Genomic DNA, 17563 nt, shown 5'->3' on the forward strand with positions numbered 1-17563 from the left:
ATTACAGCAAGAAACCACTATTAGTTACTTTTAATGGGGCGTTTTTCAAGCGAAATAAGCCTCTAAAATAGATAACAAAACGCATTAGAATGAGCATAAAAAAGAATACTACTCTGATATCAATTAGGTAGCCTGTTAGATAATATCCACTCTACTTTATTAAAATAAATTTATTTAAATAGGTACATAAAAATAGAGAAAATAGCGTTATTACATTTTAAAACAGGATAAAAGAGCTAAATTAAAAAAGCGCAATATGAAAAGACATTACTATTAAGAAAGCGTATGTTCGTCATTATATTGATATCATAAGATTGTATTCATCCCCTTTATTGGCACATAAAGTTTCTGCTGATATCATAAATGGTAATCAGAATTATTTCTCACATCCTAATTCATTTACCTATAATACAATGTATCTCTCAATACACTGTATTGTGGCTTTTAATATAGACGAAGAACTCAAATGGCTATTGTAATCAAGACTGAAGAAGATATTCAAAAAATGCGCGTCGCAGGTCGCCTTGCGGCAGAAGTTCTTGAAATTATCGCACCGTATGTAAAACCTGGCGTCAACACAGGGGAACTAGACCGTATTTGTCATGAACACATTGTAAATGTGCAACAAGCGATTCCAGCTTGCTTAAACTATCATGGTTTTCCTAAATCGGTTTGTATTTCTGTAAATGATGTTATTTGCCACGGTATTCCTAGCGAAGATAAAATTCTTAAAGATGGTGATATTGTTAATATCGATGTCACGGTAATTAAAGATGGCTTTCATGGTGATACCTCAAAAATGTTCATTGTAGGTAAGCCAACTATCCAAGGTGAACGTCTATGTCGTATCACACAAGAAAGCCTTTATCTGGCAATTAAAATGGTAAAACCAGGGATTCGCTTACGTGAATTAGGTAGAGCTATTCAAAAATTTGTCGAAAGCCATGATTTTTCTGTTGTTCGTGAATACTGTGGTCACGGCATTGGTGAAGGTTTTCATGAAGAACCACAAGTTCTTCATTACGATGCTGATGACAGTGGCGTTGTGCTACAAAAAGGCATGGCTTTTACCATTGAACCAATGGTAAACACGGGTGATTACCGTATTCGCACCATGAAAGATGGCTGGACTGTCAAAACTAAAGATCGTGGCTGGTCTGCACAATATGAACACACACTTGTTGTTACAGATAATGGCTGTGAAATCATGACACTACGTAAAGAAGAAGAACCCTTTATTTCTGCTGTGTTAGTTAACGAATAAAACACGCCAATACAATATAAAATGTAAAAGCGACATATTTTTTCGAGATATGTCGCTTTTTTTATTTTCTTCAGTATGAATTAACAGAATTGCTAGTCAGGTTATCGTTTTCACATTAGTCTTAATATCATAAGCAAATATTGAGTAAGAAGACCAACGATGATAATCAAAAATGCATTTCAGGTGCCGCCACCTTCCCCACTTTTGCTAACTGAAAATGAGCTAAATTGCGCTGAGCTTAAGCTTTCTATTGAACAATTTCAGTTATGGCTTGCTGATGCTTTTCATCATGATGTTGATGTTGCTCTATTACTTCACGCTCGTAGTCATTTTATTGATGAACTTTTGATACAACTTTGTCGACATACAAAATTAGAAAATTATCCTGATCTGACAATCGTGGCTGTTGGCGGCTACGGTAGACAAGAGTTACATCCTCTTTCTGATATCGACCTGCTTTTTTTAAGTGATGAGCCATTGTCACCACAAGCCGCAGATATTGTTAGCAAGCTCATTACATTGCTTTGGGATGTACGCCTTGAAGTGGGTGCTAGTGTAAGGACGATGGAAGAATGTCTGCTAGAAGGGCTTTCTGATCTAACCGTTGCAACTAATTTACTCGAAGCTCGGTTTATTTGTGGTAATCACGCACTTTATCAACAACTAATTAATCATATATTTAGCCAAGGTTTTTGGCCATCACCACTATTTTTTGCCGCAAAAATTGAAGAACAACAACAAAGACACCAACGTTTCCATAGCACTAGCTATAATCTTGAACCTGATATTAAAAGTAGCCCCGGTGGACTTCGCGATATACATACTCTGATTTGGGTTGCTCATCGTCATTTTGGTGCCACATCTGTGGCTGAAATGGTTAATTTTGGCTTTTTAACTCCTGCTGAAGGGCAAGAGCTTTTAGAGTGCCAATATACTCTTTGGCGGATCCGTTTTGCACTTCATTTAGTCCTTTCTCGCTATGACAATCGTCTATTATTTGACCGTCAGTTAAGCGTTGCACAGCTGTTAAATTACAAGGGGGAGGGAAACCAACCAGTAGAGAAAATGATGAAGGATTATTATCGAGTAACTCGCCGAGTTAGCGAATTAAACGATATGTTACTTCAACTATTTGATGAGGCGATTTTAGCATTACAACCTAATGTAAAACCACGCCCACTAGATAGTGAATTTCAACTCCGAGGCACGTTAATCGATGTCATTGATGAAAGCTGTTTTCTTGATGATCCTGTTGTTATCATGCGACTGTTCTTACGCATGGCTGAGCATGAAGAGATAACTGGGATTTATTCTACAACGTTACGCCATTTACGTTATGCACGCAGACATCTTGTACAGCCTTTATGTGAGTACCCACTCGCAAGACAAGTTTTTATGCAGATACTACGCCATCCTCGCGCTGTATCAGGTGCTTTTGTTCCAATGCATAAACACAGTGTATTGGGGGCTTATTTTCCTCAATGGAATAATATTGTTGGTCAAATGCAATTTGATCTTTTTCACGCATACACTGTTGATGAACATACAATTCGTGTTTTACAAAAATTAGAAAGTTTCGCGAACGCAGAAAACCGCGAAAAACACCCACTTTGCGTTGATATTTACCCTAAATTACCGCAACTTGAATTATTACGTTTAGCAGCTCTATTTCATGATATTGCAAAAGGACGTCAAGGTGATCACTCGCTCTTAGGTGCGAAAGATATTTGTGATTTTGCACAGCAACATGGTTTTAACCAGCGTGAAATTGCATTAGTAGAATGGCTTGTTAGTCACCACTTACTTATGTCCGTTACTGCTCAACGTCGCGATATTCAAGATCCAGATGTTATTTTTCAATTTGCCTCTGAAGTCAACAATGAGAGCCGATTACGCTATTTACTTTGTCTAACCGTTGCTGATATCTGTGCTACTAACAGTAGTTTGTGGAATAGCTGGAAACAGAGCCTATTACGAGAACTTTTCCTTTCTACTGAAAACCAGTTACGCCAAGGAATGAAGTCGATTCCTGATTTACGTGAACGAATTCGTCATCATCGTTTGCAAGCACTAACTATCTTGCAAAAAAAACAGATTGATGAAGAAAAACTTCAAATGGTATGGAGCCGTTGTCATGCTGACTATTTTTTACGTCATACACCAGAACAACTGGCTTGGCATGGTCAGGCATTAGTTGAACACAACAGCGCAGATCCCATGGTACTCATTAGCCAAAAAGCCATACACGGTGGTACCGAAATCTTTATTTGGTGTGCTGATAGACCATCACTGTTTGCGTCTGTTGCTGGAGAATTAGATAGGCGTAATCTAAATATTCATAATGCCCAAATATTTACTAACCGAGATAATATGGCGATGGATACGTTTGTGGTGTTAGAACCTAATGGCAAACCACTTGCAGTAGATCGATATAACACCATTCGCAAAGCCCTTATCCAAGTTGTTTCTGCCCCTTATAATTCCAATGCAAAAACACGCACACTCCCTGCTAAGTTGCGCCATTTCGATGTTCCAACAAAAATTAATTTTGTTGCCTCACATCATAATAAACGCACCTATATGGAGCTTTTTGCCCGTGATCGCCCAGGTTTATTAGCCATTATTGGTAAAGTGTTTGCCGATCTTTCCCTTTCATTACATGGCGCTAGAATTACAACTATTGGTGAACGAGTTGAAGACTTTTTTGTTTTAACAGATAGCGAAAATAAAGCACTAAACAAAAAAATGAAGGATGAAGTTGCAGAAAGGTTGACAAAAGCCCTAGTTTCAAAGGATAAAATATAGGAACCCACGACAATACATATAGGAAATACTATTGATGCAAGCATTACAATCTATTATCGATAACGCATTTGAACACCGAGCTGATATCACCCCAAATAACGTAGAACTTCATGTTCGTGATGCCATTAATAACGTTATTGCATTACTAGATAGCGGAAAGCTACGTGTCGCAGAAAAAATCAATGGTCAGTGGGTAACACATCAATGGTTAAAAAAAGCCGTTTTACTCTCTTTTCGCATTAATCATAATCAAGTGATTGATGGAAGTGAAAGTCGCTATTTTGATAAAGTACCGATGAAATTTGCAGATTATGACCAAGCTCGATTTGAAAAAGAGGGATTCCGTGTTGTTCCTCCTGCCGCTGTTAGACAAGGCGCTTATATCGCTCGCAATACGGTATTAATGCCTTCCTATGTCAATATTGGTGCTTATGTTGATGAAGGTAGTATGGTTGATACATGGGCGACTGTGGGATCATGTGCGCAAATTGGTAAAAATGTTCATTTATCTGGTGGTGTAGGTATTGGTGGTGTATTAGAGCCACTGCAAGCAAACCCAACTATTATTGAAGACAACTGCTTTATTGGTGCGCGTTCAGAAATTGTTGAAGGTGTTATCGTTGAAGAAGGTGCTGTTATTTCAATGGGTGTTTATATTGGCCAAAGCACCAAAATTTATGATCGAGAAACTGGCGAAGTTCATTATGGCCGCGTTCCTGCTGGCTCGGTTGTCGTTTCTGGTAATTTACCGTCTAAAGATGGCAGTTATAGCCTTTATTGCGCGGTTATTGTGAAAAAAGTAGATGCCAAAACCCGTGGGAAAGTAGGCATTAATGAATTGTTAAGAACTATCGACTAATATAAGAACAGCGGATAGAATTATTTCTGTTCGCTATTTTTCATTCATCTCTCTGTCAGGTGCCAATATATGTACGATAATTTAAAAAATTTAGGGATCCCGCATCCTGAAGATATTGACCGCTACTCTCTACGCCAAGAAGCCAATAACGATATTCTTAAAATTTATTTTCGCAAAGATAAAGGTGAATTTTTTGCTAAAAGCGTAAAATTTAAGTATCCACGCCAACGTAAAACTATTTCTGATGGCCAATCAGGTCAAGGTTTTAAAGAAGTAAATGAAATTAACACTAACTTACGTTATGTTATTGAAGAATTAGATAAAATTTGTCAACGCGACCAAGTTGAAGTGGATTTAAAACATAAAATTCTTGATGATTTACGTCACCTTGAACATGTTGTCGCTAATAAAATTGCTGAAATTGAAGCTGATTTAGAAAAACTAACTCGTCGTTAATAGATTAAATAAAAATTATTCTAAGAGTCTAGTTAAAATTATTTTCAGCTCAAGACAAAAAATAACGCCACTAATTTAACATCGTTATGCGGCGTTATTTTTTAATAAAGTATTATTTAGCAAGATGTTATTTGAACATTGAGTATTTAAACATTGAGTATTAACAGATATTAGTTTAATAGTTTAGCCCAGTGTTCTAACCATTCTATAGCAAATACTTCAGGTTCTGCTATTTCTATACCATCAATTTTCAATATCTCACCAATACGTTTCGCTTGATGTTCTTGTAATAGTTCTTCAAATTGCATACCGCCACCACAATAATGGTCGTAGCTACTATCGCCCAAAGCAATTAAGCCATAATTTAAATTAGGCTGATAACCCAAATTATCGCGTAACTCATGATATAACGGCGCGATATTATCTGGTAAATCACCTTGACCTGTAGTTGAGGTAATAACTAAAACTGTCGAATATTTTTGCCAATCAGCTAATGTACCGTCTTCATAAACATTGGCTTGATGTTTATGCTCAATCAAAATACGCTGTGCTTCTTCCGCCACCGCTAATGCGTTGCCGTAAACAGTTCCTATAAAAATGCCAATTTCTGCCATGATGTCCCCTATTACCAATAAACATAGAAAGCTACACACTATCGTTATCTATATACAAATTATGCCACTTATTTCTCAAGAAAAAATTCTTTATAAATTTTATTCCATTCAGTGTGCTCTTTAGAGTAACACCAAAAAATATCGTTCATAGGCACAGATTCATTTATTGTTTTAGCTACCATTTTACATGCCCATTCAGGTACAGGGTTATTTTTAAAATCTTCAGAGTTGAGTAAATGAAATAAATTTTTATATAACTCATTTACTTTATGAAAAGCATTATTACTTTCTTTCTGTTTTTTTTGATACTTATTTGGGAAGAAATATTTATATATTCTAGAAAAAATCCCTTTAGGTTTTTTTAATGATTCATTATAAAAATATAATTGAGAAGAAATATCTTTTATTTTATCAAGAAAAGTACTTTTTGAATTAAAATCATTAATCGTTGTAAATTTATGCAACTTAAAAAAATCACAAATAACATTTAATTTGCACTCTTTAAAAGAAAGTATCTTTTTTATTTCTTCATCCAGAATAGTAATAGTTAATTCTATCTCATTTAATTTTGAATTAAGTTCTTCCATGCCCAGGTTTAAATAATTATCAATATTATTAGTTTTATTTCGTACATTTTTTAACTTATCAATATAATAATTATTATCCTTAATAAAATTCAAGTCAGCACTAATATCTTCAGGTTTAGAACCAGTGAAAACAGATAAGTTATTTATACATTCGATTGTTTTTAATACCCCACCATTAAAAACACCCAAAATATTATTCATTTTTACTTCATTTTTACTAATTTCACTTATTATTTTTAATTTTTCATTTGCTTCATTTGCTATTTCAGATACTCTGCCCTCTCTTTTTTTTATACTTATTATCATATTATCTTGAGTTGAATTACCTCTTGATTTATCAATAAAATCAATTTTTTTATTTATAATATCAGATGTTTTCGATGGTACTTCTAACATCACTGACATTTTTTTATTATATATTTTTGATTGTTTCTTATTTTTTAATGTAAAAAATGAGTCATTTTTATTTATGTTATTAGCGATTTTCTCAATACTATGAAAAATTTCTTTTTTATCTTTAGAAATAAATCTGTTAATCATTAAATTCTTATCACTAAATAACATTTTAAAGAGAGTGCTGTGTTTGGTTTTATTTTTTAAAAGTTTAGAGAATAATTGATTGAGTTCATTACCACTATTTAAATGTAATATAGTCATTTTCTTCTCAGATATTTTTATATTTTCAGATAACCCACTATCTATAATAATTTTATTTAACTTAGTAAATCTATCTTTTTTACTTTTACTTGATATGTACTTTTCAAGTGCACCTTTCAATTCTATATTAAATTTTGAAAATATAAATTCTTTATCTTTGTTAAAAATTTTCAGTTCTTCATTCTTATACTTTACAAATGAAAATAAATCTTTTTCTTCAAAAGAGATCTCTTTACTATCACTTAATGAGAGTACGAAAGTTTTATATTTATTATTGTCTATTGATAATGTAGTTCTCATTTTTTCTCCTAAATTCTGACTAATACTTAAGAGAATTACATAATTATCATCTATATTATTTCAATAAAAAAACACTCCCAGTTTACACATAAGAGTGTTTTTATGATTTAGTCAAAAATAATTTATTATTTAGTCGTATCCAAAGATCGCATATATTCATCCATATCTGTTTTTAAATTATCAGACTTAGGACCAAAGATTGCTTGAACACCAGAACCGACCACTACCACACCTGCTGCTCCCAGTTTTTTCAAACCTTCACGATCAACTTTTTCAATATCTTTTACACCAATACGTAAACGTGTAATACACGCATCCAAGTTCGTAATATTATCTTTTCCGCCAAAAGCAGTGACTAAAGACTGCCCCATAGCACTTGTATCGACTTGTTGAGTATTTTTATCTTCAACTTCACGACCAGGTGTTTTCAGATTTAATTTCACAATAAGGAAACGGAAAATAGTGTAATAAGTTGCAGCATAGAGTAAGCCAATAATTGGGAACAGATAAAGCTTGCTACTGTTGCCACTTAAAACGATAAAATCAATTAAACCATGAGAGAAACTAGTACCATCGCGCATACCTAATAAAATACAAATCACAAATGCTAAACCAGCCAAAATAGCGTGAATAACATAAAGAATAGGCGCAACAAACATAAATGAGAATTCGATAGGCTCAGTGATCCCGGTTAAGAAGGCAGTTAATGCCGCCGATATCATGATACCACCAACTTTTAAACGATTTTCAGGTCGTGCTGTGTGCCAAATAGCAATTGCTGCCGCAGGTAAACCAAACATTTTGAATAAGAAACCACCTGATAACATACCCGCAGTTGGGTCACCAGCCATATAACGAGGAATATCACCGTGGAAAACTTGCCCTGCACTATTTACATACTCACCAACTTGCATTTGGAATGGTACATTCCAGATATGATGCAAACCAAATGGCACTAATCCACGCTCTACAACACCATAAATACCAAAGGCTACAGCTGGATTTTGGTAAGCAGCCCATTCAGAAAAACGTTGGATAGCTGTACCGATAGGTGGCCAAATAAAAGCCAAAATAACGCCAACAAAAATTGCAATTAAACCCGAAATAATAGGTACAAAACGTTTTCCAGCAAAGAATCCTAAATATTCAGGTAATTTAATACGGTAAAAACGATTAAACATTGAAGCGGCAATAACACCAGCAATAATACCTCCTAAAACACCAGTATCTGTTAAGTGTTGTGCTTCAATATCCGCAGCTGAAAGCCCAAGAACCCAGGGTGCAACTACAATCATGGTTTTAGACATAATGCCGTAAGCAACAACCGAAGCAAGTGCTGATACACCATCGTTGTTGGTAAATCCTAATGCAACACCAATGGCGAAAATAAGTGGCATATTAGAGAAAACGGAACCACCCGCTTCAGCCATTACTTGAGAAACAGATGTAGGGATCCACGAAAGATCCGCAGAACCAACCCCTAATAAAATACCGGCAATAGGTAGCACAGATACCGGTAACATCAAGGATTTTCCGATTTTTTGTAAAACAACAAATAGGTTTTTAAACATCGAGCAGACTCCCGGAGTGTGGCTTGTATGTATTATTGGTTTTTTAATTATATGTACTAGTGTGGGTTAATTTCATTAACTTATCTTATGATAAGCTCTATTTATTTTACATCATAAAATAAATCATCAGTTGAATAGTTGATAGCTGTCACGTTTCAAAACATACAGTTTTATCAATTTAAATAATTATATATTTTACAAATAATTAGAAATAAATTTAATTTGCGCAATCTATCAAGGTTTATATAAATAAACCTTGATGGTCACGGAAGGAAAGGAGTAATAACGCGGTGCAACAAATTAAAAATGGCAAGCTAAATCATCGCCATATTGTTCTAATTCTGGCCTTAATCCACGCCAGCCAAATTGGTTGATCAAATGCTGCCAAGGTAGATCCCATTTGGCTGTTAAATTGAGCGCCTGTCCTGTTATTGGATGAATTAAGTTTAGATGGCTTGCGTGTAACATCAAGCGATGGGACTGAAAATTATTTACTACACCTCGGTTTTGTCGCAAATCACCATGAGCAGTATCACCAATAATAGGGTGGCGAATATGAGACATATGCCGACGTAACTGATGTTTACGTCCGGTTTCTGGGCGTAATTCAAGCAAACTAAAACGAGAGGTAAGATAACGACCTATCGCAACATCTTTTTCAACTATAGCTAAAGGTTGGCAATGAGTCACACATTCTTGCATTTGCGCTGGTTGTGTAGCAAATTTATCAGCGATTTTATCGAGTTCTTCAATCAGAGGGCTATCTATCACTGATGCTTCTTCAACATAACCCCGAACAACTGCATGATAAATTTTTTCTGTTTTATGCAGTTCAAAATATTGAGAAAGTTGTCTTGCAACATCAGAAGAAAGCGCCATCAGTAAAACACCCGAAGTAGGTCGGTCAAGACGATGCACAGGAAAAACATGTTGCCCTATTTGATCTCTTAATGTTTGCATCACAAAGACAGTTTCATGCCTATCGAGCCAACTGCGGTGAACAAGCCATCCAGCGGGTTTATTCACCGCAATAAGGTATTCATCTTGATAAATAATATCTAGCATCATCTACCTTATTATTTAAAAAAAGTATCAAGTTCACGTAAATGAACTAATAAATCAGTGTAATCACGAGTGCTATCATCTTTAAAAGCTTCTTCATAATAAGGTGAAATTGAAAAGGCATTAGGCAATGGCATTTCATTTTCAATCATAGAGACTAAACGTGGTATCAATACCCATTGCAGCCACTCATGAGCAGCCATCGTATCAATATAGAAAGGCTCTTTACTTTCAAATGCGCCATCACAAGGTGGCTCTGATTGCCACAATGCTATTTTTCTCATTTCTTCTTCGATAAGTAACAATTGGGCTAAAATGCGTTTTTCAGGTGTCATTGGTTATTCCTTATAAAAATACAGAGTAAGAATAACATTGGGGGTGATTCACAGAAAACAAATAAAAAATAAAAGGAGCCGAAACTCCTTTTAGACAAAAATATGCCTGTCTGTACAGCACATGCATCCTAGCAAGACCGTTTTATTCTATCCTTAATACTTCGTCCTTATCTCGCATTAATAGAAATATCCTTATTTCCTGCATCCTTGATTACTTTACGTTATATCGGCCACCAAACAATTCCTATGTTGGTAGACGTAGAATGCCAATAATTAGTTAGTCAAACAACCCACAGTATAAAAGCAATATAATTTTAAAATTCATAAATAAAAACAATCAATTATTAACCTATTGCTCTTACTGAAAAAATAAGATGTTTACTTTAAATAGTGACACTGAGTTCAAGAAATAAGATTCATTTTGTAAGAGATATCTCACATGCAAAACAGGTTAAAGATTACATTATTCATCAAAAATAGGCGTTAATTCTGATAGAAAAATAGAGAGACTTTCTGCTAGTACTTCTTTTTTCTTTTGACCAAAGGTTTCAAGAATAACTTCACCAGAAACATTACATACAGAAATAATATCTTTTTCTGAATCTGTTGTGCCAATAAAAAGGGTTGGTGTTAGTTTAAGTCGTTTTTGCGTAACAAGGTGACCGATGATGTTTTCTTGTAAGCGAATAAAATCTTCTTCACTCCAAATTTGAATCAAACTGAAATTAATATTTCTAAAGCAAACCTGCATGTCGCCTGCAAATTGAGTACTAAAATAATCATGTAACTCAGGGCGAATAGTTATCCCCATCGCTTTTTCAACTTTTTCTAATTTATGAGTCCCTATAAAAGGCTGAGGTAACCAATAAACGGCTTCATCACCAGTTCTTGTAATACAAGTAGATGGAACACCATACAAATCCCGACTTGCTGGTGGTAACCCAGATTTCTCTTGCCATAAACTGACATACTCCTGAGTCAGTTTTTTTAATTTAGAAGCAATATTCTCTGTCATTGTTATCTGCTTTATATTGATAAAATAGAGTTAATTACCTTATGTTACCTGATAATAACGATAATTCAGAGCAGCAAAAAAAGCATTCATATACTATTGATGTTTCAATAGTATAATTAGCACTCTTTTATTTTTGACCGTTAGGAAGCCAATTATGCCTTTATATCAGGGAGATAAAACCCTCGCATCATTATCATTAGGCAAAGAAACACAATATCACGAACAATATAATGCAGAATTATTACAAGGTGTACCTCGCAGCCTTAACCGTGATGCTTTATCTCTAAATACAGAAAATTTGCCTTTTCATGGTGGCGATATTTGGACGCTTTACGAATTATCTTGGCTAAATAACAAAGGATTACCCCAAGTTGCCATTGGGTACGTTGAATTAGATGCAACCAGCGAAAATCTGATTGAATCAAAAAGTTTTAAACTTTATCTCAACAGTTTTAACCAAACTCGATTTGATAATTGGGAAGCAGTTGAAAAAATATTACGTCAAGATTTAACATCCTGTGCCAAAGGCTCCGTAAACCTATCTCTTTACCCTCTTTCGCATTTTACATCACAACCTATTATTGATTTTGCGGGAGAGTGTATTGATAACCAAGATATCGAAATTAATAATTATCAATTCGATACTCAATGGTTAAACCAATCAACAACAGATATATTTGTTGAAGAAACGTTAGTTAGCCATCTGTTAAAATCAAATTGCTTGATTACTAATCAGCCAGATTGGGGATCCGTCATGATCCAATATAAAGGCAAAAAAATTGACCGTGAAAAGTTACTTCGTTATTTAGTTTCGTTTAGGCAACATAACGAATTTCATGAGCAGTGTGTTGAGCGAATTTTTAATGATATTATGCAGTTATGTTCACCTGAAACATTAACTGTATATGCAAGATATACACGCCGTGGCGGATTAGATATTAATCCTTGGCGGAGTAATTGTGAGTTTGTTCCAGAAAATGGTCGATTAGCCAGACAATAACAGGAATAATGCCTGTATGTTAATATGATCTGTGTTATACAAAGATCAGTTTGCACTTCAGTTTGTTATTTCGGGAGAAAAAGGAGTCCTACGTGATAACTCATGTCAGCCCATTAGGTTCCATGGATCTGCTTTCACAGCTAGAAGTTGATATGCTCAAAAGAACAGCAAGTAGTGATCTTTACCAGCTATTTCGCAACTGTTCTCTTGCAGTACTCAACTCTGGTAGCCTTACTGATAGTAGTAAAGAACTGTTATCTAAATACCAAGATTTTGATATTAACGTATTGCGCCGCGAACGAGGCGTCAAACTAGAGTTAGTCAATCCTCCTGAAGACGCCTTTGTTGACGGAAAAATTATCCGATCACTGCAAGCAAACTTATTTGCAGTGCTACGTGATATTCTATTTGTTCATGGTCAGATCACCACAGCAAAACGCGATCTTCGCTTAAACTTAGAAAATAGCACTCATATCACGAATACCATTTTCTCTATTTTGCGTAATGCCAGAGCACTACATATTGATGAAAATCCCAATATGATTGTTTGCTGGGGGGGGCACTCTATCAATGAAACTGAATACCTCTATGGTAGAAAAGTAGGTAATGAATTAGGTTTACGTGAGTTAAATATCTGCACAGGTTGTGGACCAGGTGCGATGGAAGCACCGATGAAAGGTGCCGCTGTGGGTCATGCTCAGCAACGTTACAGAAATAGCCGCTTTATTGGTATGACCGAGCCTTCAATCATAGCCGCTGAGCCGCCAAATCCATTAGTTAATGAATTAATTATCATGCCTGATATTGAAAAACGTCTGGAATCATTCGTTCGTATTGGACATGGTATTATTATTTTTCCAGGTGGTGTTGGTACTGCAGAAGAGTTGTTATATCTGCTCGGTATTTTAATGTCGCCAGAAAATCAGGATCAAGTATTACCTCTTATTTTGACCGGTCCTAAAGAAAGTGCAGATTACTTCCACGTACTTGATGATTTTATCGCCAACACATTAGGCGATGAAGCAAGACGTCATTACCAAATTATTATTGATGATGCCCCTGAAGTGGCTCGTATCATGAAGAAATACATGCCATTGGTTAAAGATAATCGCCGTAGTACTGGTGATGCTTATAGTTTTAACTGGTCAATGAAGATTAATGCTGATTTACAGCACCCCTTTGAACCAACTCATGAAAATATGGCATCACTAAACTTAAGTACTGATCAATCACCTGAAAAATTAGCAGCTGACTTACGTCGTGCTTTCTCTGGAATTGTGGCAGGTAATGTCAAAGAAGTCGGTATGAAAGCGATAGAAGCTTATGGCCCTTATAAAATCCACGGTGATAGCGATATTATGCGTCGTATGGATATTTTATTAGCAGGTTTTGTTGAGCAACACCGTATGAAATTACCAGGTGGCACAGCTTACCAACCTTGTTATGAAATTATCAGCTAATTTATTATGATACATTTGCTGATTATTGATGCTTTAAACCTGATCCGCCGTATCCATGCGGCATCAGGTTCCTCTTGCCTTACTGTGTGTGAGCAAAGCGTTAATCAACTCCTTGGTCACACACAACCAACCCATGCTGTTGCTGTATTTGATGAAGATGACAGAGATGGCAGTTGGCGACATCAGCTACTCCCTGAATATAAAGCAGGACGTACACCAATGCCTGATGATTTACGTCAACAGTTACCTGAAATCAAAGCGATGTTATTTAATCTTGGTATACAAAGTTGGCATTCTGGTGGGGATGAAGCTGATGATGTTGCTGCGACCCTTGCGAGTAAAGTCGCTAAAGCAGGTTATCGCGTTACCATTATTTCTACTGATAAAGGCTATTGTCAGTTGCTTTCCCCTTCTATACGTATTCGTGATTATTTTCAACGCCGCTGGCTAGATCTTGATTTTATTCGCACTGAATTTGGAGTTGAACCATCTCAATTAACAAACTATTGGGGCCTAACCGGAGTTAGCAGCAGTAAAGTTTCTGGTGTTGCTGGTATTGGACCTAAAAGTGCGACAGAACTGATCCAAGCTTATCCGGATCTAGAGTCGCTTTATCAGAATATTGAAAATGTGCCTAAAAAATGGCAGAACAAACTAATTGCGCATAAAGAAGCTGCTTTTATCAGTCGAGAAATAACTACATTACGCACAGATATTCACTTAAACGGCAACCTTCAACAGCTACGTTTAAAATAGTAAAAATCTGAAATAGAAGTAGTAAAAAAATTAAACCAATAGAAATCAAAACAAAAAAGCTGAGTGTTTATAAACTCAGCTTTTTTTTGCAAAAAATTATCAGTAATCGATTGAAATAGCAGTACTTATTTTCTAACTAAAATTCACGTTCAGGACGATAAGCAGCCCAAATATTTTGAATGTGAACAGTAATCTCTTCACGATCATGATAAAGATGTTTAGCTTGAACTTTAGCATTAATGCCTTTCTCTGCCAGCTCTGTTCTGATTTTCTCAAGAATATGAGAAACCTCTTCATAACGTTTTTTCATTGGCAGCTTTAAATTAAAAATAGCTTCTCGGCACCATTCATTTACAACCCATGTTGTCATCAATGCCGCCACTTTAGCTGGCTTTTCAACCATATCACAAACAAGCCACGTGTTATTTTTTGAGGTAGGTTCAAATTTAAAGCCATCTACTTGATGATGACGAACTTGCCCTGTATCCATTAAAGATTGTGCCATAGGGCCGTTATCAACAGCATGAACCATCATACTGCGTTTTACTAACTGATAAGTCCAACCACCGGGGCAAGCACCTAGATCAACAGCTCTCATTCCACTCGCTAAACGTTCTTCCCACTCTTCATAAGGAATAAAAATATGAAAAGCTTCTTCAAGTTTTAGCGTAGAGCGGCTTGGCGCATCTGATGGGAATTTTAATCGAGGGATCCCCATATAAAATGGAGAGTTATTAAAACTATACGAATATCCGACATAACAGCAACCCGGTGCAATAAAAAACACATGGATAACAGGTCTGCTAAAATTCTCTACTTTTAATAAAATTTTCTCATTACGTAACTGACTACGTAGCGGAACCGTAAATTTACGACAGAATTTTAATAATTCTTTGCTTTCATTAGTGTCAGCAACTTCAACGCGCAATTCACCCGCTTTTTCAGCACCACTATGTAACATGCCAACAATAGGCGTGATTCTATCTTCAGGTGGTAAGTTTTTTAATAATTCGCCCGTTACAAACATTTGACGAGCAAAAATTAATTCACGGAAATTGACTTGGCGAGCGATTTTATCTGCATCACCTTCTTGATAGCATTCAAAAATAACATAACCACTTTCTTCTTTAACACGAGGAAAACCATACACGCCAATTTGACCTGCTTTGTCGGTTATCTCAGCCGCGCACTCTTTTTCAAAACCTTGGCGACAATATAATGCAACTTTATTCATGGCGAGACGCCGGTGCCCTTAGACGCAAAGCGCCAATAAAAATTAATGTCCAACCGATAAGAAAACTAAATCCACCAATTGGTGTAAAATAAGATAATAATCTAACTTGTGTCAGCGCCATACAATAAAGACTACCGCTGAAAAGTAAAATACCCACACTAAAGAAAATACCCGCCCAGTAAAACCATAAAACTGTTTTACGCATCAACATGGCGGCGATACCGACTAATAACAGCGTATGGACAATTTGGTAACGCATTGCGAGTTGAATATAATCCCAGTGCTGGGGTGATAAATGAGGTGCTAATTTATGCGTCGCAAAAGCACCAAAAGCGACATAAAAGAAACCACTAATAGCAGAGAACATAAGCAATGTACGACTATTCACAGTTCATTCCTTTCTGTATAGAAGTGTGCTTGCCAAAGCAAAGATTAAGATGTTGTCAATAAGCCTAGTTTTTCTTGCTCAGTAGCCGCTTGCGATAAAATCCATTGGCGAAAAGCAGCAATTTTACCTAGTTCAGCTTGGCTATCTTGGCAAACTAAATAAAATGCATTTTTACTGACTAACACATCCTGAAAAGGTCTTACTAAACGACCTGATTCAATTTCACTACGAGCCATTACATTATTAACTAATGCAACGCCTTGTCCATGTACAGCGGCCTGAATTACCATTGAGCTATGACTAAAAATAGGCCCTTGCTGAACGTTTATCTGATTTTGTATCTCTAATTGGCGAACATATGCTTGCCAGTCTCGGCGAGAAGTATCATGCAGGAGTGTATGATAAATCAGATCTGATGGTGTTTTTAGTGGTTTTTCACCTGTTAGCAAAGAAGGAGCACAAACCGGAATTAAATATTCTGCATAAAGTCGGTCTGTACGCAAGCCTGTCCAATTACCTCGACCATAAAAAATAGCCACATCAACATCATCAGCAAGTTTGTCTTCTTCTCTATCGACGGCTTGTATACGTACATCAATACCGGGATAGGCTTGATTAAATCCAGATAATCTAGGCACTAACCATTGAATCGCAAAACTTGGTGAAAGGCTAACCGTTAATGCGCCTTTTGCACTTCGAGCAAGCAATTTGCGAGTTGCCTCGTTAATCGATGAAAAAATCTCTTTTATATCGAGGTAATAACTCTGTCCTTCTTCTGTTAATAAAAGAGAACGATTACGCCTTCTAAATAATTTTAGCCCAAGAAATTCTTCTAGCGTTTTAATTTGGTGACTGACTGCGGCTTGAGTAACAAATAATTCTTCTGCAGCTTTAGTAAAACTTAAATGACGCGCCGCTGAATCAAAAACCCTAAGCGCATTTAGCGGAGGTAAACGTTTAGACATATTCGGCTCTTAAACCCTTATTTTGGCTGTTGGTAGATCCTAACATTCATCATTAGTTTTTTTTATGCGAAGCATTATAAATTGTCCCTTGATGATTAGCCAGTAAATACCTATAGTAAGCGCACTTCCTAAGCCGGAACGAAAAGTTGTGTAGTAGCAATACTTCAAACTTTTGGCTTTGTGGTTGTGATGTTGTGTTTGCAAGTTGTCTGGAAATTCCAGACTTGGTAGCTGA

At 35.9% G+C, this 17563-nt stretch carries 16 protein-coding genes; 7 read left to right on the forward strand and 9 right to left on the reverse strand.

What is annotated here, in order from left to right; all coding sequences use genetic code 11:
• The first annotated feature begins 466 nt into the window (after positions 1–466).
• From map to PH4a_RS03670, 4 genes are all read left to right on the forward strand, one after another.
• Complete coding sequence (gene map / locus PH4a_RS03655; protein WP_064720972.1) at positions 467–1264, forward strand: type I methionyl aminopeptidase; 798 nt, start codon at positions 467–469, stop codon at positions 1262–1264.
• A gap of 159 nt (positions 1265–1423) precedes the next feature.
• Positions 1424–4069 carry a bifunctional uridylyltransferase/uridylyl-removing protein GlnD gene (glnD, locus tag PH4a_RS03660; RefSeq protein ID WP_129037832.1) on the forward strand — a complete coding sequence of 882 codons (2646 nt, stop codon included), beginning with the start codon at positions 1424–1426 and terminating at the stop codon, positions 4067–4069.
• Between the two features lie 34 nt (positions 4070–4103).
• Positions 4104–4928 carry a 2,3,4,5-tetrahydropyridine-2,6-dicarboxylate N-succinyltransferase gene (gene dapD / locus PH4a_RS03665; protein WP_064720974.1) on the forward strand — a complete coding sequence of 275 codons (825 nt, stop codon included), beginning with the start codon at positions 4104–4106 and terminating at the stop codon, positions 4926–4928.
• 69 nt (positions 4929–4997) lie between these two features.
• Entirely contained in the window at positions 4998–5384 is a 387-nt protein-coding gene (locus PH4a_RS03670) for a DUF3461 family protein (RefSeq protein ID WP_064720975.1), read from the forward strand.
• A 170-nt stretch (positions 5385–5554) separates the two neighbouring features.
• Here the strand turns inward: PH4a_RS03670 and PH4a_RS03675 are convergent, their stop codons facing one another.
• The 6 genes from PH4a_RS03675 to syd form a co-directional block, all read right to left on the reverse strand.
• Entirely contained in the window at positions 5555–5998 is a 444-nt protein-coding gene (locus PH4a_RS03675) for a flavodoxin (RefSeq protein WP_129037834.1), read from the reverse strand.
• A gap of 68 nt (positions 5999–6066) precedes the next feature.
• Entirely contained in the window at positions 6067–7542 is a 1476-nt protein-coding gene (locus PH4a_RS03680) for a hypothetical protein (protein WP_129037836.1), read from the reverse strand.
• 125 nt (positions 7543–7667) lie between these two features.
• On the reverse strand, positions 7668–9113 hold the full coding sequence (gene ptsG / locus PH4a_RS03685) for a PTS glucose transporter subunit IIBC (protein WP_129037838.1): 1446 nt from the start codon (positions 9111–9113) through the stop codon (positions 7668–7670).
• A 300-nt stretch (positions 9114–9413) separates the two neighbouring features.
• Complete coding sequence (gene truC, locus PH4a_RS03690) at positions 9414–10178, reverse strand: tRNA pseudouridine(65) synthase TruC (RefSeq protein ID WP_129041786.1); 765 nt, start codon at positions 10176–10178, stop codon at positions 9414–9416.
• An 11-nt stretch (positions 10179–10189) separates the two neighbouring features.
• Entirely contained in the window at positions 10190–10510 is a 321-nt protein-coding gene (locus PH4a_RS03695) for a YqcC family protein (RefSeq protein ID WP_064720981.1), read from the reverse strand.
• 463 nt (positions 10511–10973) lie between these two features.
• A complete protein-coding gene (gene syd, locus PH4a_RS03700; protein ID WP_129037841.1) occupies positions 10974–11525 on the reverse strand; it encodes a SecY-interacting protein in 552 nt (183 codons plus the stop codon).
• 154 nt (positions 11526–11679) lie between these two features.
• Between syd and queF the strand changes: the two genes are divergently transcribed.
• The 3 genes from queF to xni all read left to right on the forward strand — a co-directional run bounded on the left by queF (position 11680) and on the right by xni (position 14741).
• Positions 11680–12525, forward strand: a complete 846-nt coding sequence (gene queF / locus PH4a_RS03705; RefSeq protein ID WP_129037843.1) for an NADPH-dependent 7-cyano-7-deazaguanine reductase QueF — start codon at positions 11680–11682, stop codon at positions 12523–12525.
• Between the two features lie 92 nt (positions 12526–12617).
• Positions 12618–13985, forward strand: coding sequence for a nucleotide 5'-monophosphate nucleosidase PpnN (ppnN, locus tag PH4a_RS03710; protein WP_129037845.1), 1368 nt, complete (start codon positions 12618–12620; stop codon positions 13983–13985).
• A 6-nt stretch (positions 13986–13991) separates the two neighbouring features.
• A complete protein-coding gene (gene xni, locus PH4a_RS03715; protein WP_129037847.1) occupies positions 13992–14741 on the forward strand; it encodes a flap endonuclease Xni in 750 nt (249 codons plus the stop codon).
• A 136-nt stretch (positions 14742–14877) separates the two neighbouring features.
• On the opposite strand, the gene rlmM is transcribed toward xni, so the two are convergent.
• The 3 genes from rlmM to PH4a_RS03730 are packed head-to-tail and all read right to left on the reverse strand — an operon-like array spanning position 14878 to position 17328.
• Complete coding sequence (gene rlmM / locus PH4a_RS03720; RefSeq protein WP_064720986.1) at positions 14878–15975, reverse strand: 23S rRNA (cytidine(2498)-2'-O)-methyltransferase RlmM; 1098 nt, start codon at positions 15973–15975, stop codon at positions 14878–14880.
• On the reverse strand, positions 15968–16363 hold the full coding sequence (locus PH4a_RS03725; protein WP_064720987.1) for a DUF423 domain-containing protein: 396 nt from the start codon (positions 16361–16363) through the stop codon (positions 15968–15970). Before PH4a_RS03725 ends, rlmM begins: the two co-directional genes overlap by 8 nt.
• 44 nt (positions 16364–16407) lie before the next feature.
• Positions 16408–17328: a transcriptional regulator GcvA gene (locus PH4a_RS03730; RefSeq protein WP_064720988.1), complete on the reverse strand. Its 921-nt coding sequence runs from the start codon at positions 17326–17328 to the stop codon at positions 16408–16410.
• Between the last annotated feature and the right edge of the window lie 235 nt (positions 17329–17563).

It is taken from the genome of Proteus hauseri (genome assembly GCF_004116975.1).
GTDB lineage: Bacteria > Pseudomonadota > Gammaproteobacteria > Enterobacterales > Enterobacteriaceae > Proteus > Proteus hauseri.